Consider the following 17789-nt stretch of genomic DNA (forward strand, 5'->3'; position numbering starts at 1 on the left):
CGGACCAGCGCAATTCCGTGCTGACCCAATGGCTGCACCACTACAACTGGCACCGCCCTCACATGGGGATCGGTGGCCAGCCACCTATTTCCAGAGTCCTGCTGAACAACGTGGTGGGTTTACACAGTTAGTCGACTGCTCTTCCATCAGATCGCGAAAACCCCGCCCTGCGCGCGATAGTCGACTAACAGTCGGCTCTACCGGCGAATGCCCCGCGCAGCAGCGTGGCGAAATTGCGGATCAACGGGGTTACCCGTTCGCGATGCCACGCCAGCTGCACTTCCGAATGGGCACCGGCATCGGCCAGCGCCACGAAGCGCGATCCTTCCACCCGGATGTGATCGCACGAAGACGGCAGGATCGCGGCGCCCAGGCCTGCGGCGGCCAGGCTGATCAGCGTCGAGGCTTCACCCGCCTCCTGCACGATGCGCGGCGTGAATCCGGCAGCCGCGCACAACGCGATCATGTGGTCATGGATGCCGGCACCGGCACTGCGGCGGAACGCCACGAATGGCTCCTGCGCGAAGTCGCGCAGCGACAGCGTGCCCTGCTTCGACAGTCTGCGCAGGGCAGGATGGTCGGCATGCACGATCAACGCCAGCGGATCGACGAACAGGCTGTGCGCCACCAGTTCCGGCGGCAGCGCACGCTTGCGGATGATGCCCACGTCCAGTGACCCGTCGAGCAGCGCGTCGATCTGCTGCAGGGTGTTCATCTCGCTCAGCTGCAGCCGCACCTGCGGATACTGCTGGCGGTAATGCAGGATCGAACGCGGAATCTGCGGCGACAGCGGCGTGGCGCGGGTCAGGCCGATGTGCAGTTCACCCTGCTCACCGCGCTGCGCGCGCTGCACCTCGTCCACCGCCGCTTCCACCTGCTGCACGATGGCGCGTGCACGTTCCTGCAGCAGCTCGCCCGCAGGCGTCAGCTGCACACGACGATGGCTGCGCACGAACAGGCGCGCACCGATCAGGTCCTCCAGCTGGCGGATCTGCTGGCTGAGCGGCGGCTGCGACATGCCCAGCCGCTCCGCCGCCTGGCCGAAGTGCAGCGTATCGGCAACAGCGAGGAAATAACGCAGGTGGCGGAGTTCGATGGACATGCGGCCAGTTTATTCATCGTCGGCCGGAAATGAATCAGAGATGGGATCCGATCCCGTGCCGACCAACGGTCGGCACCCACCAACAGCAGCTGGCACCAACAGCAGCAACCAACTGTCGAAGGCGGGGTGGGTCCGGTTGCGGGGGTGTGAGCGGCATGGATGCCGCGACCAAGCCCCCATGGACGGATTTGCGGCGTCCCCCGCAACCGGACCCACCCCGCCATCCCACGGAATGCCCGCTGTTGCTTCTGAGGTTGCCGGCCAGCGGCCGGCACTACCGCAGGTGCAGGGCGGCAGCCCTGCAAACCAGAACACCCCTCACCGCTCCGAATGCCCGCTCTGGTCGTAATCGCGCGGGCTGAACAACTCCGGCTGGATCAGCTCGATGAACGCCCGCGCCTGCGCCGACAGCGCCTTGCCCCGGCGCACGATCACCCCGTAACTGCGTTCCGGGAACCAGCGCTTCATCGACCGCGCCGCCAACCGCTCGCGGTCGGCCTCGTTCAGGCACAGCGCCGGCACGATCGAAATGCCCATGCCCATCGCCACGTACTGCTTGATCACCTCCCAGCCGCCGACCTCCAGTGCCACGGTGTAGGCGATGCGGTGGCGCTGGAACACCTGGTCCACCAGGCGATAGGTGATCTGCCGCTTCGGCGGCAGTACCAGCGGATAGCGCGCGATGTCGGCCAGCTCCAGCTCGCCGCCACTGGCCAGCGGATGATCGTGCGGTGCGATCAGCACCTGCTCGAAGCGGTAGGCCGGGGCGTAGCTCAGGTCGGCCGGCACATCGGTCATCGAACCGATCGCCAGGTCGGCGGCATCCTCGCGCAGCAGGTCGGTGCCGTCGGCGCTGATCGCGTTGTGCAGGGTCAGGCGCACGTCCGGGTGATGCAGGCGGAAGCGTTCGACGATCTTCGGCAGCAGGTAGAGGATGGTGGAACTGTTGGCGGCGATGTTCAGTTCGCCCGCATCCAGTCCGCGCACCTTGTCGCGGAAGCGCGCCTCCAGCCCGTCCAGGTTTTCCACCAGTGGCTGCGCCATTTCATACAGCAGCTGGCCCTCGCGGCTGGGCACCAGGCGCCGCCCGCTGCGCTCGAACAGCGGCACCCCCAGCTCCCGTTCCAGCGCCTGCAACTGAAGGCTGATCGCCGGCTGGCTGACGAAAAGTGCCTCAGCCGCCCGTGAGACCGAACCCAGGCGCACGGTCTGGCAGAACGCGCGCAGCGGCTTCAGCCGGTCGGATTTGTAGGAAAAACGCGGACTTGGCGGGGTGCGTGTGCTCATCGTGTCACGAGTATTAGCACAACTTATGTAGAACATTGCAAAAACTGTTTTGCCAAATACTCCGGCCCAGCGGCACCGTGGAGACGTTCCCCCACCGCTGGAGTCGCCCCATGTCCGCCGTCGCTTCCGCTGTTCCCACCCCTGCCAGCAAGGCTACCCCCGGCATCGCCCTGGCGACCCGCGTGGCCGGCCAGGACACCGTGCTGCCGGCGCCGCTGCTGGCCCTGCTGGTGTCGCTGCACCGTGCGGTGGAACCGGACCGGCAGGCACGGCTGCAGGCCCGCCGCGAGCGCCAGGCGTTCTTCGACCAGGGCGGCCTGCCGGACTTCCGCGAAGACACCACCGCGATCCGCAACGGCGACTGGCGCGTTGCCCCGCTGCCGGCCGCGCTGCAGGACCGCCGCGTCGAGATCACCGGCCCGACCGACCCGAAGATGGTCATCAACGCGCTGAACTCCGGCGCCAAGGTGTTCATGGCCGACTTCGAGGATTCGACCTCGCCGACCTGGCGCAACCTGCTGGCCGGCCAGCAGTCGCTGGCGGCGGCGGTGCGCGGTGATCTGCAATTCACCGCTGCAAATGGCAAGCACTACAGCCTGCGCCCGTACGACGAGCAGGCGGTGCTGATCGTGCGCCCGCGCGGCTGGCACCTGGACGAAAAGCACGTGGCCATCGACGGCCAGCCGCTGGCCGGTGGCCTGTTCGACGCGGCGGTGTTCGCCTTCCACAACGCCCGCACCCTGCAGGCGAAGGACCGCGGCCCGTACTTCTACCTGCCCAAGCTGCAGAGCATGGAAGAGGCGGCGCTGTGGGAGACCGCGCTGTCGCACATCGAAGGCATGCTCGGCCTGCCGCATGGCCAGATCAAGGTGACGGTGCTGATCGAAACGCTGCCGGCGGTGTTCGAGATGGACGAGATCCTGCACGCGCTGCGTGACCGCATCGTCGGCCTGAACTGCGGGCGCTGGGACTACATCTTCTCGTACCTGAAGACCTTCCGCCGCCACGCCGACCGCGTGCTGCCCGAACGCGGCCAGGTGACCATGACCCAGCCGTTCCTGAAGGCCTATTCGGAACTGCTGATCCAGACCTGCCACCGCCGCGGTGCGCATGCGATGGGGGGCATGGCCGCGCAGATTCCGATCAACAACGATGCCGCCGCCAACGAACAGGCGATGGCCCGCGTGCGCGCCGACAAGCTGCGCGAAGTCACCGCCGGCCATGACGGCACCTGGGTTGCGCACCCGGCGCTGATTCCGGTGGCGATGGCGATCTTCGACGAACACATGCCCGGTGCGAACCAGCACAGCGTGCTGCGCCAGGACGTGCGCGTCGGCCGCGACGAACTGATCGCACGGCCGCCGGGCACCATCACCCGCGCCGGTTTCGAAGGCAACGTGGAAGTCTGCGTGCGCTACCTGGCCGCTTGGCTGGATGGCAACGGCTGCGTGCCGATCCACCACCTGATGGAGGATGCGGCCACCGCCGAGATCAGTCGCAGCCAGCTGTGGCAGTGGCTGCACACGCCGGGCCAGCAGCTGGACGACGGCACCGCGATCGACCTCGCGCTGCTGGATTCCACCCTCTCGCAGCTGCCGGCACGGCTGGGCGATACCGCCGCGCTGCCCGGTGGCGCACGCATCGGCGAGGCCATCGCCCTGCTCGGCGAACTGAGCCGCAGCGACGAACTGACCGATTTCCTGACCCTGCCGGCCTACGCGCGCATCGACTGACCGACTGCCCGCAAACCCGCCGTTTCCCTCCCCGTTGCACGCACGAACCGAACTGGAGAAAGACATGAGCAAGCTGCCCACTGCCGAACAGATCCAGCACGACTGGGATACCAACCCGCGTTGGGAAGGCATCCAGCGCAACTACAGCGCCGCCGACGTGGTGCGCCTGCGCGGCACCGTCCACATCGAGCATTCGCTGGCCCGGCTGGGTGCGGAGAAGCTGTGGGCATCGCTGCATGAGCGCGAGTTCGTCAACGCGCTGGGTGCGCTGACCGGCAACCAGGCCATGCAGCAGGTCAAGGCCGGGCTGAAGGCGATCTACCTGTCCGGCTGGCAGGTGGCGGCCGACGCCAACCTGGCCGGTCAGATGTATCCGGACCAGTCGCTGTACCCGGCCGATTCGGTGCCGGCGGTGGTCAAGCGCATCAACAACACGCTGCTGCGTGCCGATCAGCTGCACCACGCCGAAGGCAAGGATGACATCGACTTCCTGCAGCCGATCGTGGCCGACGCCGAAGCCGGTTTCGGCGGCGTACTCAACGCCTTCGAACTGATGAAGGCGATGATCGAGGCCGGCGCCGCCGGCGTGCATTTCGAAGACCAGCTGGCGTCGGTGAAGAAGTGCGGCCACATGGGCGGCAAGGTGCTGGTGCCGACCCGTGAGGCCATCGAGAAGCTCAACGCCGCACGCCTGGCCGCCGACGTGCTGGGCGTGCCGACCCTGCTGGTCGCGCGCACCGATGCCGAGGCCGCGGATCTGCTGACCAGTGACATCGACGGCAACGACCGCCCGTTCACCACTGGCGAGCGCACCGTCGAGGGCTTCTACAAGACCCGCAATGGCCTGGACCAGGCGATCAGCCGTGGCCTGGCCTACGCGCCCTACGCCGACCTGGTGTGGTGCGAGACCGGCAAGCCGGACCTGGAATTCGCACGCAGGTTCGCCGAGGCGATCCATGCGAAGTTCCCGGGCAAGCTGCTGGCCTACAACTGCTCGCCCAGCTTCAACTGGAAGAAGAACCTGGACGACGCCACCATCGCCAAGTTCCAGCGTGAGCTGGGCAGCTATGGCTACAAGTTCCAGTTCATCACCCTGGCCGGCTTCCACGCGCTGAACTACGGCATGTTCAATCTGGCCCACGGCTACGCACGCCGCCAGATGAGCGCGTTCGTGGAACTGCAGGAAGCCGAGTTCGAAGCCGCCGAGCGCGGCTTCACCGCGGTCAAGCACCAGCGCGAGGTTGGCACCGGCTACTTCGATGCCGTGACCCAGGCGATCCAGCAGGGCCAGTCCTCGACCACCGCGTTGACCGGCTCGACCGAAGAAGAGCAGTTCCACGGCGGGCGCAGCGAACGCGCTGCGTGATGCGGTAGTGCCCGGCCGCTGGCCGGCACCCACGTGCGCCTTCGGGCACTACGGAGAAGCCGGCCAGCGGCCGGCTCTACCGGGGTCGCGAATCCGATCAGGGTGGCCAGGGAAGGGCCAGGCAACGCCGGCCGGTCGGGGGACCTGCCGGCGTTGTTGTATCGATGGAAACGCGATGAACGCATGCAGCGTCAATCCAGCGCACCCCACAGTCCGGCAACTTGGCCGAAACCCTGTGAAGGTGGCCATCAGATTGATCCGGAACGACTTTTCCCTGGACCGTGGCGGGCAGAACGGCCACCGTGCGCCTTCACATCGGGAAAGCGGACCACAAGGCTCAAAATGAGATAGGGCGCACATTTTAAAGCGGTGCTATGCTCCGCGGCTCACCAGGGGACGCTGGCGGCGGGTGCAGGGAATGACCGGCAGGGGTGCGGCCGAGAACAGTGATGTGACGTCAGGTATCGCCCGGGTGGCGATGGCCGAGATCGTGCATGCGCTGCTGTCCGATGCCGAGGTCGCATTGTTCGCCAGATTTGCCCGTCCACGCAAGCTTCATGCCGGGCAGTGGCTGTTCCAGCGTGGCCACCGTGGCGAGCGCATGTACGTGATCCTGGAAGGCCAGATCGAACTGGATTTCGGCGAGGACCTGGTGATCAAGACCCTCGGGCAGCAGGAGTTCTTCGGTGAGCTGGGCCTGCTGGTGGGTGATCACCCGCGCAGCGCCAGTGCGCGCGCCCTGGTGGACTGCGAGGTGCTTGAGCTGGGGCCCGCCGACTTCCATCGTCTGGTGGAATCCGATCCGGGCCAGGTCGCCTACTTCCTGCGCCGCACGATCATGCGCGTGCTGACCAACGAACAGGCGCTGATCAGCCAGCTGCGCCGGCGCAACCATGATCTGGAAACCGCGCTGGACAACCTGTACATCACTACCCACCAGCTGACCCACACCCGTGAACTGGTGCGTACCGATGAACTGACCGGGCTGCACAACCGCCGTGGCCTCACCCTTTACCTGCAGGAATGCCGCGCCGATGGCAGTGGGCTGCCGCAGGCGCTGCTGCTCATCGACTGCGACCGCTTCAAGCAGATCAATGACCGCCATGGCCACCAGGCCGGCGATCGCGTGCTGCAGAGCATGGGCAACATCCTGCGCTCGATGGCCGGTGAGCAGGACCTGGCCTGCCGGCTCGGCGGTGACGAGTTCTGCCTGATCCTGCGTCGTGGCAACCACGAGATCGTGCAGCACGCGGCAGAGTTCATCCTCAGCGCGGTACACGGCCTGCTCGAGCGCAGCCACGGCACGCCGCACGTCAGCCTGGTCAGCATCGGCGCCAGCCTGCTGGACCCGGATGCGGGCTGGAGCGAGTGGTACGCCAGCGCGGATCGTGCGCTGTACCAGGCCAAGCGTGATGGTGGCAACTGCCTGCGTTGGGCAGACGCAGTGGACTCACCCTAGATCGGGAGACAGAGGCGATGAATGGCGACAACGGAACGTCGGCGCCGCACAACCAGCAACTGCGCGCCCTGCTGTTCACCGACCTGTGTGACTCGCTGCTGCTGGTCGAACGCATCGGCGATGTCGCTGCCGCCGAACTGTTCCAGGAACACGACCGGCTGGTGCTGGCGCTGCAGCAGCGCTGGAACGGCCAGCTGATCGATCGCTCCGACGGACTGTTCATGCTGTTCGAGCGCCCGATCGACGCGCTTGGCTTTGCATTGGATTACCAGCGTGGGCTGCAGCCGCTGGGGCAGAGACACGAGATCCATCTGCAGGCGCGGGCTGGTCTGCATGTGGGCGATGTGCTGACCTGGGAGAACAGCGCCGAGGCAGTGCGGGCTGGCGCCAAGGCGATTGAAGTCGAAGGCCTGGCCAAGCCGACGGCGGCGCGCCTGATGCAGTTGGCACGCCCGGGCCAGATCCTGCTTTCGGCGGTGGCCGAATCCATCGTGCGTCGCTCCAGTGGGTCGCTGGGCACGATGGCTGAAGGCCTGCAATGGCGGTCGTTCGGGCGATGGCGCTTCAAGGGCGTGAGCCAGCCAGCCGAAGTCTACGGCGTGCAGGCGGCGGGCATGCCCACGCCGGGGCGGCTGCGGCACACGGCCAAGGCCCGGCGTGATCTTCCGTTGTGGCGCCGTCCGCTGGCGATGGCGGCGCAGGCCGCCGTGCTGCTGGCCGCGGTGCTTGGCGTCTGGTTGCTGACCCGGCCACAGCCGGCCATCGCGTTCGCCGAACGCGACTGGGTGGTGCTCGGCGGGCTGCATAACCTCACCGGCAATCGACTGCTCGATGACGCCCTGGACCAGGCGTTCCGGATCAGTCTCGAGCAGTCCCGCTACGTCAACGTCGTCAGTGACGACCGCGTCGGCCGCACCCTTGAGATGATGCGGAAACCGCCGGATCGCGGTGTCCGTGAACGTGGCGATGCCGCCGCTGTGGCGGTGCGCACGGGCGCCCGCCTGGTGTTCGTGCCATCGGCGACCGATGTCGGCGGCCGAACCCGCTTCAGCGTGGAGGTGGTCGAGCCGTCGACGCTGCGCACCCTGGCCGTGGTATCCGCCGATGCGAAGGCGGGTGCGGTACTGGCGGCGGTGGACGATGTTTCGCGCCAGCTGCGCGATCGCCTGGGCGAAGAGCCCGCATTGATCCAGCGCGACAGCCAATCCCTGCCGGAGGTGACCACGGGCAGCATGGATGCGTTGCGTGCGTTTGCCTTGGGCCAGAAGCGCTACAGCCGAGGAGATTTCAACGGCGCGATGGCATTCTTCGGGCAGGCGATCGAGGTCGATCCTGAGTTCGCCCTGGCATGGCTGGGCCAAGCCCGCTGTCGCTTCGCCATGATGAATTACCGCGATGCCCGGCGTCTGCTGGCAGAGGCTGATCGTCGATCAGGGCACCTTACGCCACGCGAGCGCCTGTACGTGCAGAACTGGGCGCTGCAGATCAGTGATCCGGATCGCGCCACCGATGGCTGGGCGCGCATGGCGGAGCTGTATCCGGATTACATGCCTGCAAGCTACAACGCCGGTCTGAATCTTTTCCACGAGAACCGCCTTGCCGAGGCCCTGGCGCTTTCCAGGCGTGTTGCACAAAGCAGGGTCGAGCTGCCTGAGATCGCGCAGGACCAGTACGGCCGCGCCTTGCTGGCCAGCGAGCGCTACGCAGAGGCTGACATCGCGTTCAGTCGTGCCGCCGGCAATGGTTGGGAAGGTGCATTGATGCGCCAGGCGACGGTGGCGGCAGCGCGTTCCGAGTTCGAGAAGGCCAATGCGCTGCTTGCGCGGATCGATCCAGGCAACTTCCATGCTGGCAATTTCGCTACCACGATTGCGCTTGACCAAGGCGATGTCGAGGGCGCCATCAAGCTCGCCGAACAGGGAAGGATGCTTGCCGGACAGCGCCAGGGCATGGATCGGTACAACTTCGACATGCCCCTGGCCGTCGCCTACATGATGGCCGGCAGAAGGTCGAAGGCGCTGATGGTGGCGCGCGTGGCCGCGACCGCGCCGTTCGCAGAGCTGAGCGGCGAACCCGCGGTGGAGGTAGTGGATCGCCTGGTTGCAGCACACGCGGCAGCCTTGCTGGCACTGAGACTGGGCGATGCCGCACCGGCCAAGGCGGTCCAGGCCCGGATGAACGCGCTTCAGGATCTCCCTGACAGCAGCGTGTTGCGCCAGTACGTCACCCTGTTGGCCGGGCGGATGATGCAGCATGAGGGCCGGCCCCAGGCCGGGCTGGACCTGCTCGTACCGCTGTTGAAGAAGCAGCCACGCCTGCAGGTGCGGCTGGCAGTGCGTGACCTGGCGCTGGAGGCGGGCCTGAAGGATGTTGCCCAGGAGCAGACGCGTTGGCTGCGTGATCGCCCCGGATTTGCATATGCAGAAGCGCAATGCAGCTTCTGCCTGCAGGCGCTTAACGTAGTGGATGTGCGGAGGCTCATGGCGGCGCCGGCAATCGAGGCCGCCGACACCATGGCCTCGATGCCTCAGCGCAGCGTGCGCGGCGAGCCGTAACCGTCCTCCAGCATCGGCACGGAGTAGCCGGTACCACTGGTCAGCATGGCGATGATCTGGTCTTCGGCCTGTGCGATGACGTCTTTCTCCGCCAGGCAGATGTTCTTGCAGCAATCCTGGACGAACTGCTGAAGGTCAGCCGGGTTGGATGGAACGTGTCCAGCCAGCAGTATCGCGGCAGCCGTGTCGGTGGCGAAGAGCTGGCGGAAGGTGTCATCGGTGGCGAGGCGCTGAACCAGCGTCCTTGCGACCGGCAGCGAGAGCGTCAACGTGGGCATTGTGTCCTGCATCCATGGAGTGTCGAGGGGCAGTGGTGATGTCGGCTTGGCAAAGCGGTTCTTGAGAGGGTAGAGCGGGAGATGTAAAGGAATCGGGTCGCGGTTCGATAACGTGGATTCACGATGAAGGAAGGGCTGATCCGATGGATGTCAGGCGCTGCGCGATCGTAGTGGTACAGCCCACCGAGCAGATCCGGTTTGAGTTTGAGGGCCTGCTGCGCGGTGGTGATGGGCTGGTGCGCACGCTTGCCTGGGAGGCACTCGCCCCCCACCTGGATGGACCGGTGGTGCTGGACGCTGCGGCACAGGCACTGCTGGGAAGTCTGAGCCCAAGTGCATGGACCACGCTTGAGGCAGGGGAGGCCTGTTCACCCGCGATGGACCTGCTGATCGCCAGTGGCCTGGTGTTGATCCGCGGACAGGATGACGATGTTGCCGCTCGTGACGAGCGGCTGCGTGCAACGCATTGGCACCCCCTGGCTGCGGTCATGCATGCCTTCTCACGCTGGGAGGATGTTGACGCCGTTCGCAACATGCGTGAATCACAGATCGAAACGGCCTCGCAGATGCGCAGGACGTTGGGACCGCCGCCACCGCACGCTGCCGCTGCCGACGCTGGGTTGGTACCACTGCCGCCTCAGCAGTCCAACGATTTCGACGCACTGCTGGCGCGGCGCGTCACCTGCCGGAACTTCGATGTCACCCGATCACTGCCGCTGTCCCTGCTGAGCCAGATGCTGCAACGGGCATTCGGCAGCAGCAGCTGCCAGCGCGAAGGCGATGATCTGGTGTTCCTGAAGAAGAACGTACCTTCGGGCGGCGGACTGCATCCTGTGGAAGCCTACGTGCTGGTGCGCAATGTCGATGGACTTGCCGCGGGCATGTACCTCTATCGAGCGCAGGGCCACGGACTGATGCCGGTTGAGTGCCCCGTGGCCATCGATCGCGACTTCGTGATGTCCATGGTCGGGCAGCAGCACTGGTTCGCGGATGCGCACGTGCTGGTGGTCCTGGCCCCGCGTTTCAACAGGACGTACTGGAAGTATCGCCAGCATGGGAAAAGCTATCGGGTTGTCGCGATGGAGGCGGGACATCTATCCCAGACGCTGTACCTGGCGGCCACGGATGCCGGCCTGGGAGCATTCATTACTGCAGCGATCAACGAAAAGCCCATCGAACGTGCCCTGGGCCTGGACACGATCAACGAGGGGGTACTCGCGGTCTGCGGTTTCGGATGGCGTGCATCACGGATGACGACCAGCGAACTGGACCCGGCAGGCGTGATCTGGAACCTTGAAGACCGCGCGGGCTGACCCCGCGCGGCCTCTGCTGCATCACGCCGCGTCGAAGTCCACCAGCACCGCGCCATCACCCACCTGGTCGCCGGCCTTGGCGCGATAGCCCTTCACCGTGCCATCGGCCGGTGCCTGCAGGGTGTGCTCCATCTTCATCGCTTCCAGCACCACCAGCGGCGTGCCGCGCTTGACCTCGGTGCCGGCCGCGACCAGTGTCGCGACGATCCTGCCCGGCATCGGCGCCAGCAGGCTGCCGGCATCCGCCACGGCGTGGTCCGATTCGCCCACCGGATCGTGCAGGGTGAAGCGGTGCTGGCCGTCGGCGCCGAACAGGTACAGCTGGTCACCGTCGCGCAGCAGCTGCAGCGACCAGCGGCGTTCGCCCAGCTGCACGGTAAGATGCTGCGCATCGGCTGTGCCGATCACCTGAACCGGCGCGGCGTCATCGCGCTGCACGCGCCAGCCATCGGCCTGTGCCCACACTTTGAGCGTGTGCTTGCGTTCGCCCTGCTGCAGCGGCAGCACGCGCGGTGCCGATGCGCCGAGGCGCCAGCCATCCTGGGCCTGCCATGGCGAATGCGGGTCGCGCGCGTCGGTGCTGGCACCGGCAGTGCCAGCAACCGCGGCCACGGCGGCCAGCTGCCACAGGGCATCATCCGTTTCGCCCACTGCACTCAATGCCGCCTGTTCGCGTTCGATCAGCGCGGTATCCAGCTTGGCGTGCGCGAACGAATCGGTGTTCACCAGCCGGCGCAGGAAGCCGGCATTGGTGGTCACGCCCACCACCTGGCAGCCGGCCAGCGCCTGGCTCATGCGGCGCAGCGCGGCGTCGCGGTCCACGTCCCAGACGATCAGCTTGGCAATCATCGGGTCGTAGTACGGGGTGATGCTGTCGCCTTCCTCCACGCCGGTATCCACGCGCACATGGGCCGACGGGATTGGCAGGCGCAGGCGGCGCAGGGTGCCGGTGGAGGGCAGGAAGCCACGGTCGGCATCTTCGGCATACAGGCGCGCTTCGATCGCGTGGCCGTGGATGGCCAGCTGCTCCTGGCGCAGCGGCAGCGGCTGGCCCGAGGCCACGCGCAGCTGCCATTCCACCAGGTCGGTACCGGTGATGTACTCGGTGACCGGGTGCTCGACCTGCAGGCGGGTGTTCATTTCCATGAAGTAGAAATCGCCGTCCGGGCCGGCGATGAACTCCACCGTGCCCGCACCTTCATAGCCCACCGCGCGCGCGGCATCGACCGCCGCCTTGCCCATCGCAGCACGACGTTCCGCGCTCATGCCCGGGGCCGGTGCTTCTTCCAGCACCTTCTGGTGGCGGCGCTGCACCGAGCAGTCGCGCTCGAACAGGTAGACCGCGTCACCGTGGCTGTCGCCGAATACCTGGATCTCGATATGGCGCGGGCGCTCGACATACTTCTCGACCAGAACGTGGTTGTTGCCGAACGCCGAGGCCGCCTCGCGCTGGCAGCTGGCCAGCGCATCGACGAAGTCCTCGCTGCGCTCGACCTTGCGCATGCCCTTGCCACCGCCACCGGCGCTGGCCTTGATCAGTACCGGGTAGCCGATGGCGTCGGCCTGCGTGCGCAGGAAGTCCGGTGCCTGCTGGTCGCCGTGGTAGCCCGGGGTCAGCGGTACGCCGGCCTTGGCCATCAGCGCTTTGGCCGCGCTCTTGTCGCCCATCGCGCGGATCGCGCTGGCCGGCGGCCCGATGAAGGTGATGCCGGCGGCGGCGCAGGCATCGGCGAAGTCGGCATTCTCGGACAGGAAGCCGTAGCCGGGGTGGATGGCCTGCGCGCCGGTCGCGCGTGCCGCGTCGAGCAGCGCATCGCCGCGCAGGTAGCTCTCACGCGCGGCGGCCGGACCAATGTGGATGGCTTCGTCGGCCAGGCGCACGTGGCGCGCGTTGCGGTCGGCATCGGAATACACCGCCACGGTGGCGATGCCGAGGCGGCGGCAGGTGGCGATGACGCGACAGGCGATTTCGCCACGGTTGGCGATCAGGACTTTGGTGAACATGGCAACGGGCTTCATGGGAGCGTGCTCGGTCATGGCATGGATTACATGCGGAACACGCCGAAGCGCGTCTGCTGCGGGGCGGCGTTGAGGCTGGCCGACAGCGCCAGGGCCAGCACCCGGCGAGTGTCGGCCGGATCGATCACGCCGTCGTCCCACAGGCGCGCGCTGGCGTAGTACGGGTGGCCCTGCTGCTCGAACTGGTCGCGGATCGGCGCCTTGAACGCGTCTTCCTCCGCAGCCGGCCACTGGCCGCCCTTGGCTTCGATGCCATCGCGCTTGACCGTGGCCAGCACGCTGGCGGCCTGCTCGCCGCCCATCACGCCGATGCGTGCGTTCGGCCACATCCACAGGAAGTTCGGCGAGTACGCGCGGCCGCACATGCCGTAGTTGCCGGCGCCGAACGAACCGCCGATCACCACGGTGAACTTGGGAACCTTGGCGCAGGCCACCGCCATCACCAGCTTGGCGCCGTCCTTGGCGATGCCGCCCTGTTCGTACTTGCGGCCGACCATGAAGCCGGTGATGTTCTGCAGGAACACCAGCGGAATGTTGCGCTGGGTGCACAGTTCGATGAAATGCGCACCCTTCAGCGCCGACTCGGAGAACAGGATGCCGTTGTTGGCGATGATGCCGATCGGGTAGCCGTTCAGATGGGCGAAGCCGGTGACCAGCGTTGCGCCATAGCGCGGCTTGAACTCGTCGAAGCGCGAGCCATCGACCAGGCGCGCGATCACTTCGCGCACGTCGTAGGGCTTGCGCGTATCGGCCGGGATCACACCGTACAGTTCGTGTGCCGGCAGCAGCGGTTCTTCGCTGGCCTGCACCGCCATCGCCGGTTCCGGCTTGCGCCAGTTCAGCTGCGCGATGATCGCACGCACCCGTGCCAGTGCCTGCAGATCGTTGTCAGCCATGTGGTCGGCCACGCCGGATATGCGGGTGTGCACGTCGGCGCCGCCCAGTTCCTCGGCGGTCACTACTTCACCGGTGGCCGCCTTCACCAGCGGCGGGCCGCCGAGGAAGATCGTGCCCTGCTCGCGCACGATCACCGTCTCGTCGCTCATCGCCGGCACGTAGGCGCCACCAGCGGTGCAGCTGCCCATCACGCAGGCGATCTGCGGAATGCCCTGCGCCGACAGGTTGGCCTGGTTGTAGAAGATGCGGCCGAAATGGTCGCGGTCGGGGAAGACTTCGTCCTGCAGCGGCAGGAACGCGCCGCCGGAATCGACCAGGTAGATGCAGGGCAGGTGGTTCTGCTCGGCGATCTCCTGCGCGCGCAGGTGCTTCTTCACCGTCATGGGATAGTAGGTGCCGCCCTTGACCGTGGCATCGTTGGCCACGATCACGCACTCCACGCCGCTCACCCGGCCGATGCCGGCCACCACGCCGGCGGCTGGCACGGCGTCTTCATACATGCCATGCGCGGCCAGCGGCGCGATTTCGAGGAAGGCGCTGCCGGGGTCGAGCAGGGCGTCGATGCGGTCGCGCACCAGTAGCTTGCCGCGCGCGGTGTGCTTGGCGCGTGCGGCTTCGCTGCCACCCAGCGCGGTGCGCGCCAGGGTGGCGTGCAGATCGTCGACCACGGCCTGCATGGCCGCGCGGTTGGCTTCAAAGGTATCGCTGCCCGGTTGCAGCTGGCTGTTCAGGACGGTCATCGCGGTGGCCTTACAGGGTGCGCTGGAACAGTTCGCGGCCGATCAGCATGCGGCGGATCTCCGAGGTGCCGGCGCCGATTTCATACAGCTTGGCGTCGCGCCACAAGCGGCCGGTCGGGTATTCGTTGATGTAGCCGTTGCCGCCCAGGATCTGGATCGCCTGGCCGGTCAGCCAGGTGGCCTTCTCGGCGGCGTACAGGATGGCACCGGCGGCGTCCTGGCGGGTGGTGCGGCCCTGGTCGCAGGCGCGCGCCACGGCATAGACATAGGCGCGGCAGGCGCCCAGGCCGACGTACATGTCGGCGATCTTGGCCTGGATCAGCTGGAAGCTGCCGATCGCCTCACCGAACTGGTGGCGCTCGTGCACGTACGGCATCACCACGTCCATCGCCGCGGCCATCAGGCCCAGCGGGCCGCCGGACAGCACCACGCGCTCGTAGTCCAGGCCGGACATCAGCACGCGCACGCCACCGCCAACCTGGCCCAGCACGTTTTCTTCCGGCACTTCGCAGTCCTGGAACACCAGCTCGCAGGTGGGCGAGGAGCGCATGCCCAGCTTGTCCAGCTTCTGCGCGGTGGAGAAGCCCTTCATGCCCTTCTCGACCAGGAACGCGGTGATGCCCTTGGCGCCGGCGTCCATGTCGGTCTTGGCATAGACCACCAGCACGTCGGCATCCGGGCCGTTGGTGATCCACATCTTGTTGCCGTTGAGCACGTAGCGGTCGCCGCGCTTGTCGGCGCGCAGCTTCATCGACACCACGTCCGAACCGGCACCCGGCTCGCTCATCGCCAGCGCACCGACCAGGCTGCCGTCGCACAGGCCGGGCAGGAAGCGCTGCTTCTGTTCTTCGTTGCCGTTCTTGCGCAGCTGGTTCACGCACAGGTTGGAATGCGCGCCATAGGACAGGCCGATGCCGCCGGAGGCACGCGAGATCTCTTCCATCGCCACCACATGGGCCAGGTAGCCCATGCCGGTGCCGCCGTATGCTTCTTCCACGGTGAGGCCGAGCAGGCCCTGTTCGCCCAGCTTCGGCCACAGGGCCAGCGGGAACTGGTTGCTGGCATCGGCCTCGGCGGCCAGCGGTGCGACCTCGGCGGCGGCAAAATGGGCCACGCTCTGGCGCAGCAGGTCGATGTCTTCGCCAAGGTCGAAGTTCAGGGATGGCACGTGCATTGTGGTGGCTCCACGACGGGATGGCAGGAAATGGACGCACCCGGCGGGGGAGCGGGCGGCGGTCTGCAGGACCGCTGCCCGCACGGGCGATTGGACCCCAGCGTAGCGGGGTTCGGATAAGAAGTGAATACAAATTCAAAAATTGAAACCAGAATCAAAACATGGCCTACAAACGCTCTGCACTGATGGAAGAACGCCTGGCTGGGGCCCGTGAACGGATCCTGCTGGCCACCCGTGAGCTGGTCGCCACCGGCGGCTGGCGCAACGCCCCGGTGACCGCCGTGGCAACCCAGGCGGGGGTATCCACTGGCCTGATCTATCGCCATTTCCCGTCCAAGGCCGAGCTGTTCGTGGAGGTGCTCAACGCCGCGGTGGCCCACGAGGTCGCGATCATGGAGCGCATCGCCAGTGGTCCGGAGGTGGCCAGCGAGCGCCTGCGGCTGGCGATCACCGCCTTCGTTCGCCGCGCCCTGGCCGGGCCGGGGCTGGCGCATGCCTTCATCGTCGAGCCGGTCGACCCGGACGTGGAAGCCGAACGCATGCGTGGCCGTCGTGCCTTTGGGGATGTCTTCCTGCGGCTGGTGGAGGAGGGCGTGGCCGCCGGTGAGCTGCCGGCGCAGGACGCGCATGTGGCCGCCGCCTGCCTGGTCGGCGCCTTCACCGAGGCGATGGTCGGCCCGACCGCACCCAGCCGCGAAGCGCACCGCGACGAAGACGCGCTGGTGGATGCGATCTGCAGCTTCTGCCTGCGCGCGATCGGCGCCCGGTAACGTGGTAGAGCCGGCCGCTGGCCGGCTTCTGCACGATCCATCCGGCGGGATGGCGATGCCGGCCAGCGGCCGGCACTACCGGGCCGGCATGTTGCGCCGCACCAGCAGTGACGCCTGTTGTCGCACGCAAAGCGCGTTCTATACTCGGTCCATCACGCAGTCGCTCAGCCGTGGTCCAACGACTATCAGCCAGGGGTAACGAAGAGTGCGGAATTACGATCTGGAGTTCCTGAAACGCTTCTCCATGGTGATCGCGCTGCTGGCGACCATCACCCTCGGCCTCATCCTCCTAGCCGCCTACATCCACACCCGGATTCCGCCCGAGGTGTCGCCGACTGCGGCCAAGCGCACCGAACAGCGCATCTCGCCCACCGGCGCGGTCTATGCCGGCAGCACCGGCGCCGCCGCGCAGGCTGCGGCCAAGGCCGCCGCGCTGGCCAAGGCCGCCTCGCAGGTGGCCTACGGCGGCACCAAGGACGGCAAGGTCATCTTCGACAACCTGTGCACCGCCTGCCACACCACTGGCGTGGGCATGGCGCCGACGCTGGACCATTCGCACTGGGACAAGCGCATCGCGCAGGGCAAGGACACCCTCTACAAGCACGCCATCGAGGGCTACACCGGCCCGGATGGCGGCATCATGCCGCCCAAGGGTGGCAACCCGGCGCTGACCGAGGAACAGATCCACGCCACCGTGGACTGGATGCTGGGCAACCTGAAGTAGGCGCCGGAACGGCCAAACCGCGAAACGGCGGAAACGTCGAAACATGGAACCGCCGAACGGGATGGCGGAACCGCGGAACATGGAACGGCCGAACGGGATGGCGGAACCGCGGAACATGGAACGGCCGAACGGGATGGCGGAACCGCGGGAAGGGGGTAGAGTCGACTGTTGGTCGACTGCTCTTCCCAACGCCACCGAAAAAGCCCGCGCTGCGCGCGATAGTCGATTAACTGTGTAAACCCACCACGTTGTTCAGCGGGATTCTGGAAATAGGCGGTTGGCTGCCGATCCCCATGTGGGGTCGGTGCCAGTTGTAGTAATGCAGCCATTCAGGCAGCACGGCATCACGTTGCTCTGACGAAGCGTACTCGC

Annotated in this window: 15 protein-coding genes; 8 read left to right on the plus strand and 7 right to left on the minus strand. The window is 66.8% G+C overall.

Translation table 11 applies throughout. The features are described 5' to 3' along the window. Nucleotides 1–131: integrase core domain-containing protein (locus AC5P5X_RS20175; RefSeq protein ID WP_141097864.1), on the plus strand; the 131-nt coding region annotated here is incomplete at its 5' end. Nucleotides 132–184: 53 nt separating this feature from the next. Here the strand turns inward: AC5P5X_RS20175 and AC5P5X_RS20180 are convergent. Both AC5P5X_RS20180 and AC5P5X_RS20185 read right to left on the minus strand, forming a co-directional pair. Next, entirely contained in the window at nt 185–1102 is a 918-nt protein-coding gene (locus AC5P5X_RS20180; RefSeq protein WP_005407650.1) for a LysR family transcriptional regulator, read from the minus strand. Nucleotides 1103–1420: 318 nt separating this feature from the next. After that, nucleotides 1421–2389 carry a LysR family transcriptional regulator gene (locus tag AC5P5X_RS20185; RefSeq protein WP_005407651.1) on the minus strand — a complete coding sequence of 323 codons (969 nt, stop codon included), beginning with the start codon at nt 2387–2389 and terminating at the stop codon, nt 1421–1423. Nucleotides 2390–2499: 110 nt separating this feature from the next. On the opposite strand from AC5P5X_RS20185, the gene aceB reads away from it, so the two are divergent. The 4 genes from aceB (at nt 2500) to AC5P5X_RS20205 (ending at nt 9502) form a co-directional block, all read left to right on the plus strand. After that, nucleotides 2500–4122, plus strand: coding sequence for a malate synthase A (gene aceB, locus AC5P5X_RS20190; RefSeq protein ID WP_005407652.1), 1623 nt, complete (start codon nt 2500–2502; stop codon nt 4120–4122). A gap of 64 nt (nt 4123–4186) precedes the next feature. Beyond that, on the plus strand, nt 4187–5488 hold the full coding sequence (aceA, locus tag AC5P5X_RS20195; RefSeq protein ID WP_005407653.1) for an isocitrate lyase: 1302 nt from the start codon (nt 4187–4189) through the stop codon (nt 5486–5488). Between the two features lie 418 nt (nt 5489–5906). Next, complete coding sequence (locus AC5P5X_RS20200; protein WP_495216049.1) at nt 5907–6947, plus strand: GGDEF domain-containing protein; 1041 nt, start codon at nt 5907–5909, stop codon at nt 6945–6947. A gap of 17 nt (nt 6948–6964) precedes the next feature. Beyond that, the gene (locus tag AC5P5X_RS20205) at nt 6965–9502 is read left to right on the plus strand and encodes a putative peptide modification system cyclase (protein WP_043035408.1); all 2538 of its coding nucleotides are present in this window, start codon (nt 6965–6967) and stop codon (nt 9500–9502) included. Here the strand turns inward: AC5P5X_RS20205 and AC5P5X_RS20210 are convergent. Next, nucleotides 9475–9780, minus strand: a complete 306-nt coding sequence (locus AC5P5X_RS20210) for an NHLP-related RiPP peptide (RefSeq protein WP_033833258.1) — start codon at nt 9778–9780, stop codon at nt 9475–9477. The genes AC5P5X_RS20205 and AC5P5X_RS20210 overlap by 28 nt on opposite strands. A 143-nt stretch (nt 9781–9923) precedes the next feature. Here AC5P5X_RS20210 and AC5P5X_RS20215 point away from each other — a divergent pair, with 143 nt between their 5' ends. Further along, on the plus strand, nt 9924–11093 hold the full coding sequence (locus AC5P5X_RS20215) for a putative peptide maturation dehydrogenase (protein ID WP_043035409.1): 1170 nt from the start codon (nt 9924–9926) through the stop codon (nt 11091–11093). A 21-nt stretch (nt 11094–11114) separates the two neighbouring features. Here AC5P5X_RS20215 and AC5P5X_RS20220 read toward each other — a convergent pair whose 3' ends face one another. From AC5P5X_RS20220 to AC5P5X_RS20230, 3 genes are read right to left on the minus strand one after another with little or no spacing between them, the layout of a single operon-like run. After that, a complete protein-coding gene (locus tag AC5P5X_RS20220; RefSeq protein WP_425529327.1) occupies nt 11115–13130 on the minus strand; it encodes an acetyl/propionyl/methylcrotonyl-CoA carboxylase subunit alpha in 2016 nt (671 codons plus the stop codon). A gap of 8 nt (nt 13131–13138) precedes the next feature. Beyond that, nucleotides 13139–14749: a carboxyl transferase domain-containing protein gene (locus AC5P5X_RS20225; protein ID WP_005411924.1), complete on the minus strand. Its 1611-nt coding sequence runs from the start codon at nt 14747–14749 to the stop codon at nt 13139–13141. A 10-nt stretch (nt 14750–14759) separates the two neighbouring features. Further along, complete coding sequence (locus AC5P5X_RS20230; protein WP_005407660.1) at nt 14760–15923, minus strand: isovaleryl-CoA dehydrogenase; 1164 nt, start codon at nt 15921–15923, stop codon at nt 14760–14762. A 161-nt stretch (nt 15924–16084) separates the two neighbouring features. Here AC5P5X_RS20230 and AC5P5X_RS20235 point away from each other — a divergent pair, with 161 nt between their 5' ends. Then, entirely contained in the window at nt 16085–16693 is a 609-nt protein-coding gene (locus AC5P5X_RS20235; RefSeq protein ID WP_005407661.1) for a TetR/AcrR family transcriptional regulator, read from the plus strand. A gap of 205 nt (nt 16694–16898) precedes the next feature. Next, complete coding sequence (locus AC5P5X_RS20240; RefSeq protein WP_005407662.1) at nt 16899–17417, plus strand: c-type cytochrome; 519 nt, start codon at nt 16899–16901, stop codon at nt 17415–17417. 226 nt (nt 17418–17643) lie between these two features. Here AC5P5X_RS20240 and AC5P5X_RS20245 read toward each other — a convergent pair. Further along, nucleotides 17644–17789: integrase core domain-containing protein (locus AC5P5X_RS20245; protein WP_495216051.1), on the minus strand; the 146-nt coding region annotated here is incomplete at its 5' end.

The sequence above is a fragment of the Stenotrophomonas sp. YJH_SMC_91 genome (genome assembly GCF_059368495.1).

Coding starts and splice junctions, on each gene's coding strand:
- aceA (WP_005407653.1), top strand. CDS start 4,187: ATGAGCAAGCTGCCCACTGCCGAACAGATCCAGCACGACTGGGATACC.
- AC5P5X_RS20185 (WP_005407651.1), bottom strand. CDS start 2,389: ATGAGCACACGCACCCCGCCAAGTCCGCGTTTTTCCTACAAATCCGAC.
- AC5P5X_RS20235 (WP_005407661.1), top strand. CDS start 16,085: ATGGCCTACAAACGCTCTGCACTGATGGAAGAACGCCTGGCTGGGGCC.
- AC5P5X_RS20225 (WP_005411924.1), bottom strand. CDS start 14,749: ATGACCGTCCTGAACAGCCAGCTGCAACCGGGCAGCGATACCTTTGAA.
- AC5P5X_RS20205 (WP_043035408.1), top strand. CDS start 6,965: ATGAATGGCGACAACGGAACGTCGGCGCCGCACAACCAGCAACTGCGC.
- AC5P5X_RS20220 (WP_425529327.1), bottom strand. CDS start 13,130: ATGACCGAGCACGCTCCCATGAAGCCCGTTGCCATGTTCACCAAAGTC.
- AC5P5X_RS20180 (WP_005407650.1), bottom strand. CDS start 1,102: ATGTCCATCGAACTCCGCCACCTGCGTTATTTCCTCGCTGTTGCCGAT.
- AC5P5X_RS20230 (WP_005407660.1), bottom strand. CDS start 15,923: ATGCACGTGCCATCCCTGAACTTCGACCTTGGCGAAGACATCGACCTG.
- AC5P5X_RS20215 (WP_043035409.1), top strand. CDS start 9,924: ATGGATGTCAGGCGCTGCGCGATCGTAGTGGTACAGCCCACCGAGCAG.
- AC5P5X_RS20210 (WP_033833258.1), bottom strand. CDS start 9,780: ATGCCCACGTTGACGCTCTCGCTGCCGGTCGCAAGGACGCTGGTTCAG.
- aceB (WP_005407652.1), top strand. CDS start 2,500: ATGTCCGCCGTCGCTTCCGCTGTTCCCACCCCTGCCAGCAAGGCTACC.
- AC5P5X_RS20200 (WP_495216049.1), top strand. CDS start 5,907: ATGACCGGCAGGGGTGCGGCCGAGAACAGTGATGTGACGTCAGGTATC.